The 6,976-nt window shown below is 62.5% G+C and carries 6 protein-coding genes; 1 reads left to right on the top strand and 5 read right to left on the bottom strand.

The window, feature by feature from the left end; all coding sequences use genetic code 11:
• On the top strand, positions 1–2,555 hold a 2,555-nt coding region (locus K206_RS43795; RefSeq protein WP_029043911.1), incomplete at its 5' end, for a hypothetical protein.
• Between the two features lie 464 nt (positions 2,556–3,019).
• Here K206_RS43795 and K206_RS0121580 read toward each other — a convergent pair.
• The 5 genes from K206_RS0121580 to K206_RS0121560 form a co-directional block, all read right to left on the bottom strand.
• Positions 3,020–3,382 (bottom strand): DUF4124 domain-containing protein, encoded by a 363-nt coding sequence (locus K206_RS0121580; protein ID WP_196812907.1) that lies wholly within the window; start codon positions 3,380–3,382, stop codon positions 3,020–3,022.
• A gap of 152 nt (positions 3,383–3,534) precedes the next feature.
• Positions 3,535–3,930, bottom strand: coding sequence for a VOC family protein (locus K206_RS0121575; protein WP_020204469.1), 396 nt, complete (start codon positions 3,928–3,930; stop codon positions 3,535–3,537).
• Between the two features lie 2 nt (positions 3,931–3,932).
• Positions 3,933–4,271, bottom strand: coding sequence for a ribbon-helix-helix domain-containing protein (locus K206_RS0121570; RefSeq protein ID WP_020204468.1), 339 nt, complete (start codon positions 4,269–4,271; stop codon positions 3,933–3,935).
• 42 nt (positions 4,272–4,313) lie between these two features.
• A complete protein-coding gene (locus tag K206_RS0121565; protein ID WP_020204467.1) occupies positions 4,314–5,882 on the bottom strand; it encodes a GMC family oxidoreductase in 1,569 nt (522 codons plus the stop codon).
• 121 nt (positions 5,883–6,003) lie between these two features.
• Positions 6,004–6,612, bottom strand: a complete 609-nt coding sequence (locus K206_RS0121560) for a twin-arginine translocation signal domain-containing protein (RefSeq protein ID WP_020204466.1) — start codon at positions 6,610–6,612, stop codon at positions 6,004–6,006.
• Between the last annotated feature and the right edge of the window lie 364 nt (positions 6,613–6,976).

The following is a 6,976-nucleotide window of genomic DNA, read 5'->3' as shown; positions in this document are numbered from 1 at the left end:
ACACAAAAATACGGATAGGCCCGATTGAAAAGGACATCAATCACGCGATCGAAAAGGGAGGCTCAACTCCTCCCGCCAAGATCTATCTTGTCTCGACCGAAGAGGAACCGCCATCCTTTCGCGGCAATTTCAACAAGTCAAAAATTAGCGAAGAAGACAGAAAGCGTGTGATCTTTCTCGGTGCGCAAGAGTTGGCGAAAGCCATCTTTCAGTCCTCTCTCAACAACTCGCAGGCCGCTGACTTCTATCGGCACTATCTTCCTGACTTCTCGCAAAATTTGGATCGCTACGAGTACTACGGACGGGTTCCCTCCGCTTGTGCTCACCATCGGACCGAGCAGTCTTTCATCGATGCCATACGACAGCACTTCGCAGAGGGCGCTCAAGTGTGCGTCTTGCACGGCCTGAGCGGCTCCGGCAAGACACAGGCCGTGATCGACTACGTCCATGCCGACTTGCCACAGTTCGGAAATTGTCTGTGGATTTCGGGTGGCGATTGGCCAGACAACACGCCACTCACAGCGATCAAGCGCTCACGCGGCGGTGCGGCCATGAACGTCGCCGGCGTGTTCAACGCTACGAAAACCCTGTTGATCATCGATGATCTGAGTCGAGCAGTAACGTCTGATTCTTTTGCTGATCTTCAAAAGGGATTCGAACTTGGAGGGCGCGTTCTCGTGACCTCGCAAGTCGGCACTCCTGGCAGTGCAATCTATTTGCAACTACCGCTGATGTCTATATCAACCGGCCTTCAAATTCTGGGCGAGGCCGAAGATACTGTGAGCGGGACTTGCATGCGATTCGTCGACGCCTGTCGCTTTTGCCCGTTGATCCTCGCAGTCACACGAGAAGTGGCCAAGATCGATGACGTGCCCGCTGACGATCTTTATCGCGAAATACTCCAAGATCCGAAGACCGTTCACGAGAACGATGGCGGCAACGTTATGGAACGCGTTCTGCGTCGTCTTAGCGCTGAAAACCGCCAGGCCCTGCAGAGGATCGCGGACAGCGGGTGCGCGACGTACGACTCGCAGTTTCTCAGGGCCTTCATCGGAATAAACGCGCGCGCGTCGCTGCAATCACTCGCTATTCTGAATCGGACAGCGGCGACTGCGACTCTATCCGTTCACGATTTGATCTGTCGAGTCTCGCGCTCGGGCGTATCTGCAAATCATGAACTGGCACACGCTATTGCAAGATACGTCGATCAGAAACATGGTGAGATGACGCCGAGCGTGCTCAGGCAGATCCACCTGTCGGCAGATCAACTCCAGGCGGCTTACGACGCCGGCTTGGACGCAAATCAAGCGGGTTGGCTAACTTACTCCCTGTTGCAGATCGACAATCCTTCGCGAGCAGCATTGATCTCCACGTTGCAGGGCATTGACGCTAAGGCTGACATGCCGATCGCGAAGTTGCTCTGTATCATCGACGCGAGAGAGGCGGCCTCTTACTCGCTCGAAAAGGAGGCCCGTACCGCGCACTACAAGTCCTGCGCTGGTGACTACGGCAGGATAGCGGCAGACACCAAGGATCCGGACGTCCGGGCGGAGATGCTTCACCATCAGGGGAAAGCACTACGTCGCTGTGGTGAGATCGACGCCGCGTTGGCATGTTTCCGCGCACTTCTGAAGGAACGGCCCGAGTGGCATGCCACATACGGACAGATCGCGCATCTGGGAACTCAGACCGACGCCAATGCCGAGGCCAAGACTGAGGGTGAGGCCGCGATTCGCCGGCTGGTTGCCGACGTCCAGCAAGACCTCTATTCAGTGCCTCTGCGCGTATCGCTCGCCGCCTTGAGCCGACTTCGCTCCTACACGAGGGTCGGTAACGAAATAAACGAAAACGCTGCGACTGTCAAGCAATTTGGCGACGTAGTCGCATTGTCCGCGCTGGAGGGATTCGACCAGTTCTACGAGGCTTTCCTTGCTCTCACCACACTGTTCGGATATCGCCATGGCGAGACTTGTCTTGCCGTGGCTGAGATTTTTCCCGACATGCTCGCCATATTTCCCAACACGGTGCATCGACGCCAATGGGTAAACGCTTGCGAGGCACTTGCAAACGTCTCCATAGTTGCCGTTCGAAGCGGTAATCGAGTGCTCGCGGGCAGACTGGAGAGCACTATGAGGGCCTTCGCAGATGAATTGGCGAATACCTCAGGAAACGACCCATTCGTCGCCCGGGTGCTCACGAAAACCTTCATAGCCATCGGCGATCCGAGTGCAGCATTAGAAGCCGCCAAAAAAATCGGCGACGACGCGAAGGATCACTGGTTGCTTTATCAGCAGGCCAAGGCGGAACTCGCGCTTGGTCAAGCCGCGTTGGCATTGACTACGGCCAAGCGCGCACTCGATGCTGCCGAGAAGGATCTCAAGGGGAAAACTAGGCTGGCGATTTACCACGACCTGATGAGCCAGTGCCACGAGGCACGCGGCTCGGTACCTCAAGCATTGGAGAGTGCAGAAGCTGCGCGAAGCTCTGCCAGCGACAAACAGTACGAGCGCCAGTTGGCAGCGCGTGTAGAAGCGTTGAAAGCTCGCCAAGGCTGATCCGGTTTGAATTGCACCTCTGTATTAGGACCGCATTTTTGGCGGTGACTTTCTCCAAGCCGTAGTCTATAACGGGGCACAAAGAGAGCTTTGTGCAGCCGACGGCGTGGCGATCTTCGGAGCGGCCGCTTTCGTGGCCCGTCCTCGTCGTCAGTCGACGTGGCGCCGGCACTGGGCGATTGAGTGACCGTTTGTTGAATGAAACGGCCTTTTGAATGTCTGGGCCACGCGCTCGGCGAAGGTCCCTTAATGGCCGGCAGCGGCCAGTTTCAGGCCTCCAGGTTTTTGACTGCCGTTCGACAAGAGTCATTGAATAGACCGCAACGAAATCCTTGTCGACGATAACTTGCAAAAACAACGCAAGAGTGACTCCGGCGCCAGGGCGATACTTTGGCCCAGGTGGCAGGCGCAGGGTCTACCGTGTGAATAGAAGGAGCATTAGCCAACATCGTGCCAAAGCGCAATCACTCGCACCGATTAGCCGAAATCTGCGCCCCCGTCCTCTGAATCGCCTCCGCCGCCCGCTGCGCCTCCGCCGCATCGCCGCGCGCCATCGCGCGCTCCGACCAAGCCAGGTTTGCCGTGTACGTTTGCCGAAGGGAAGGGCAGACAATGCTCGACGCCAACCGCTTGGCGGATTGCTGGTCCCCAATCACGAACGGCTGCGCACGATCCTCGGCGTTAAGTTGCCCGATGGACTTGCGAGTCAGTTCGGTCTTGGCGCTGTCCGGGCAAGGTGAATCCTGGAGCGTGACTTTCCCCGCGGCATTTCGGCATTGATAGATCGTCTGGGCCTGGACGCCCGTGCCGGTCACGATCAGCAGCAATAGTAGCGGTATCCGCATCGCAATCCTCCCGAGGGGGATTCTGCAGATGCTTGCCTTCGCTGGATTCCCCTCCGGAGCAGGGTGTTTCTCCGGGCTGTAAGTCTTCGCCTGCCATCCCGGCTACATCACAACGGTCGAACGCCGACGCCACCTCACCGATAATGGCCATGCCTTTCCAAGACTTCGATCTTGTATCCGTCAGGGTCCTGGATAAAGAAAAACCGCGCCAGCAGTTCCTCCCCAACCCTGAACTCCTTGACCGGCAGCGGACCGTACCCGGCCGCGGTCAGCGCTGCATGCGTGGCCGCAACATCGTCAACGACCGCCGCCACATGCCCGTAGCCATCGCCATGCGTATAGGGCTCCTCGCGCCCCTTGTTCAACGTGAGCTCAAGCTCGGCATCGTTCTCGGCATTGCGCAGATACACCAGCGCGAAGTCCGGAAAATCCAGCGTGTGGGCAGGCTTGAGGCCGAGGACTTCGTCGTAGAAGCGCAGCGATGCGTCGAGGTCGCGCACGCGGATCATCGTGTGGATCAGCTTGGCCATGATTAGTGGGTGGTGACGGTGGTTTTCTTCGGGGGCGGCGCGGGTTCGGCCAGGCTTTCCTGCGCGCTTTCGAGCCGGTCGCATTTGCGGCGCAGGTAGCGCAGGCACGTCACGCGCAGGAACGAGGTGAAGTTCTGCACGTCGCCGCGGTGGAGCATGATCTCGTCGTGGAACTGCACGATCAGCGCGTTGGTGGTCATGCCTTCTTCGGCGGCCAGGGTGGCCAGCGTGTCCCAGACGAAGTTCTCCAGGCGGATGCTGGTGTGCACGCCGTGGATGCGCACCGAGCGCGTGCGGGATTCGTAGTGGATCGGGTCGGCCGTGACGAAGAATTCGCACATGGGGGCCTCCTTGGCGGCAGGGGGGGCGCTCGGATGCCGCGCTCAGATCGTGCGCCTGGACATCTGCGCGGCGATGTAGTCGGCCTGGCGGATGGCGAGCGTCACGATGGTGAGCGTGGGGTTTTCGGAGCCGCCGGTGGTGAACTGGCTGCCGTCGCTGATGAACAGGTTGGGGATGTCGTGGGTCTGCCCCCATTTGTTGCACACGCCGTCGCGGGCGCGCGCGCTCATGCGCGCGGTACCGAGGTTGTGGGTGGACGGGTAGGGCGGCGTGCGGAAGGTCTTGATGGCGCCGACCGCGCCGTAGATGCGCTCGGCCTGGGTGTAGGCGTGGCTGCGCATGGCGATGTCGTTGTCGTGGTCGTCGAAGTGGACGTTGGGCACGTAGTTGCCCCACTGATCCTTGACGTTCTGGTTGAGCGTGACGCGGTTGGTTTCGCGCGGCATGTCTTCGCCGACCAGCCACATGCCGGCGAGGCTGGTGTAGCGGTCCATCCACCACGTGAAGTCGCTGCCCCAGCCGCCGGGGTTGAGGAAGGCGGCCATGAACGGGATGCCGAGCGAGAGCGTTTCCAGCTCGTAGCCGCCGACGAAGCCGCGCTTGGTGTCGTGGCGGGATTCGTCGCGCACGATGCCGGCCATCGTGGTGCCGCGGTACATGTGCACGGGCTCGTTGAAGGCGGCGTAGACGGAGCCGGTCATGTGGCGCATGTAGTTGCGCCCGACCTGTCCGGAGGAGTTCGCCAGGCCGTCCTTGAACAGGCTGGAGGCGGACAGCAGCAGCAGGCGCGGCGTTTCGATGGCGTTGCCGGCCACGCAGACGATGCGCGCTTTCTGGCGCTGGGTCTTGCCGTCGGCGTCCACGTAGAGCACGGCGTTGACGCGGCCTTTGTCGTCGTGCTCGATGCGCGTGGCGTGCGCCTGCGTGCGCAGCTCGAACTTGCCGGTGGCTTCGGCTTCGGGCAGTTCGGTGTAGAGGGTGGACCATTTGGCGCCGCTCTTGCAGCCTTCGAAGCAGAAGCCGAGCTGCAGGCAGCGCGCGCGGCCGTTGCGCGGGCGGCTGTTGATGGCCATGTTGCCGGTGTGCACTTCCTTGTAGCCCAGGCGCGTGGCGCCGTTGTACATGACCTTGAAGTTGTTGTTGCCGGGCAGGCCGGGGATGCCGTGGGTGCGCGTGACGCCCATCTTGTCCTCCGCCTTGCCGTAGTAGGGCGCGAGTTCGCGCAGCGTGAGGGGCCAGTCCTGCAGGTTGGCGCCCTTGATGTCGCCGTAGACCGTGCGCGCGCGGAATTCGTGTTCCTGGAAGCGCAGCGACGCGCCGGCCCAGTGCGTGGTGGTGCCGCCCACGGTCTTGCAGATCCACGCGGGCAGGCCGGCGAAGTCCTTGGCGACGCGCCAGCTTCCGGAGGTGGTGCGCTTGTCCAGCCACGCGAGCTGGCTGAACGCTTTCCATTCGTCGTTGATGAAGCTGGCGTTGGATTGCGTGCCGCCGGCTTCCAGCACCACCACCTTGACGCCTTTCTGGCACAGCTCGTTGGCCAGCGTGCCGCCGCCGGCGCCGGAGCCGATGATGACGACGACGGAGTCGTCGCCGAAGTCGAACTTGGCCATGTGCATGTCTCCTTTGTGGGCCCGGGCGCGCGGCTCGGGTTGTGTCCGGGTTGCGTCCGCGTGGCGTCCGGGTTGCGTCTTGCCCCGGCTCTGCGGCCGGATCGGGGGACTGCCGCCGGCGTCAGCCCATGTACGGCGGCGGGCTCGCCGCCGCGGGCGGCGCGGGCAGCCACTTGAGGTCCTGGAAGCCGCGCAGGATGTAGCCGCCTTTTTCCCAGGAGGAGCCGGGATAGCCGAAGGTGGCGAACGCCATTTCGTTGTCGTAGAGCGCGGTCACGCACTTGCCTCGCACGGTGTCGAAGAAGGGCTGCCCTTCGAGCGCCTTGACGGCGGCCAGCTGCCGGTCCGGCGCGGCGGCGGTGAAGCTGCCGCCGGCGAGCTTGTCGAGCGAGGCCACGCCGGCGCGCAGCTGGCCGGCGACGGCGGCGTCCTTGGCCGCGGCGGCGTCGAGGTCCTTGACCAGCAGCGCGTAGACGGCGTCCGGCAGGCGCTCGTGCGGGTACAGCACGCGGCCCATGCGCAGCAGCGCTTCGCCTTCGCCCTGGTCCAGCGCGGCGAGCTCTAGCGCCCACACGGTCGACGGCGCCAGCAGCGCCAGCGGGCTGCCGATGGCCAGCGTGCCGATCAGCACGCCGGTGCCCTTGAGCAGCGAGCGGCGCGTGAGCGTCGGCGCGGTCTTGTGCGCTGCATCGCCGCGCTCGCGGATGTGCACGATGGGAATGGTTTTCACGGTGTCTGCTCCGAAGGGTTCGACGGGCGTGGTCCGCCGCGGGCGGTGTCTCGCATGGTGTCGCGCGCCTGCGTGCTTCACATGGCGGTTGTCGGGAGGGGAGAGGCGGCGTTGTGCGATGCGGCACGATCCTGCCGCCGCGGCCGTGCCGCGTGGCCGGGCTGGCGTGTGCCTGGGGTGGGCGTGGTGGACAAGATGTCGTCTCCGTCGTTGTCGTTCCCTCCATTCTTGCGGGAGGGTCGATACGACTATAGGCCGAAGACGCCGGGCATGGGTCACAGCCCGCTACTCACACGGGAAAAACCCTAGTGAGGATGGTGGCGCACGCCGGCACGCGACGGCGCACCGGCGGCGGGGTTCGCGC

Source organism: Cupriavidus sp. WS (genome assembly GCF_000395345.1).
In the GTDB taxonomy this organism is placed as follows: Bacteria; Pseudomonadota; Gammaproteobacteria; order Burkholderiales; family Burkholderiaceae; genus Cupriavidus; species Cupriavidus basilensis_B.
The sequence above is the reverse complement of the archived record's forward strand: the minus strand, read 5'-3'. Positions and strand labels throughout refer to the sequence as shown.

Coding starts and splice junctions, on each gene's coding strand:
- K206_RS0121575 (WP_020204469.1), bottom strand. CDS start 3,930: ATGGCCAAGCTGATCCACACGATGATCCGCGTGCGCGACCTCGACGCA.
- K206_RS0121570 (WP_020204468.1), bottom strand. CDS start 4,271: ATGTGCGAATTCTTCGTCACGGCCGACCCGATCCACTACGAATCCCGC.
- K206_RS0121565 (WP_020204467.1), bottom strand. CDS start 5,882: ATGGCCAAGTTCGACTTCGGCGACGACTCCGTCGTCGTCATCATCGGC.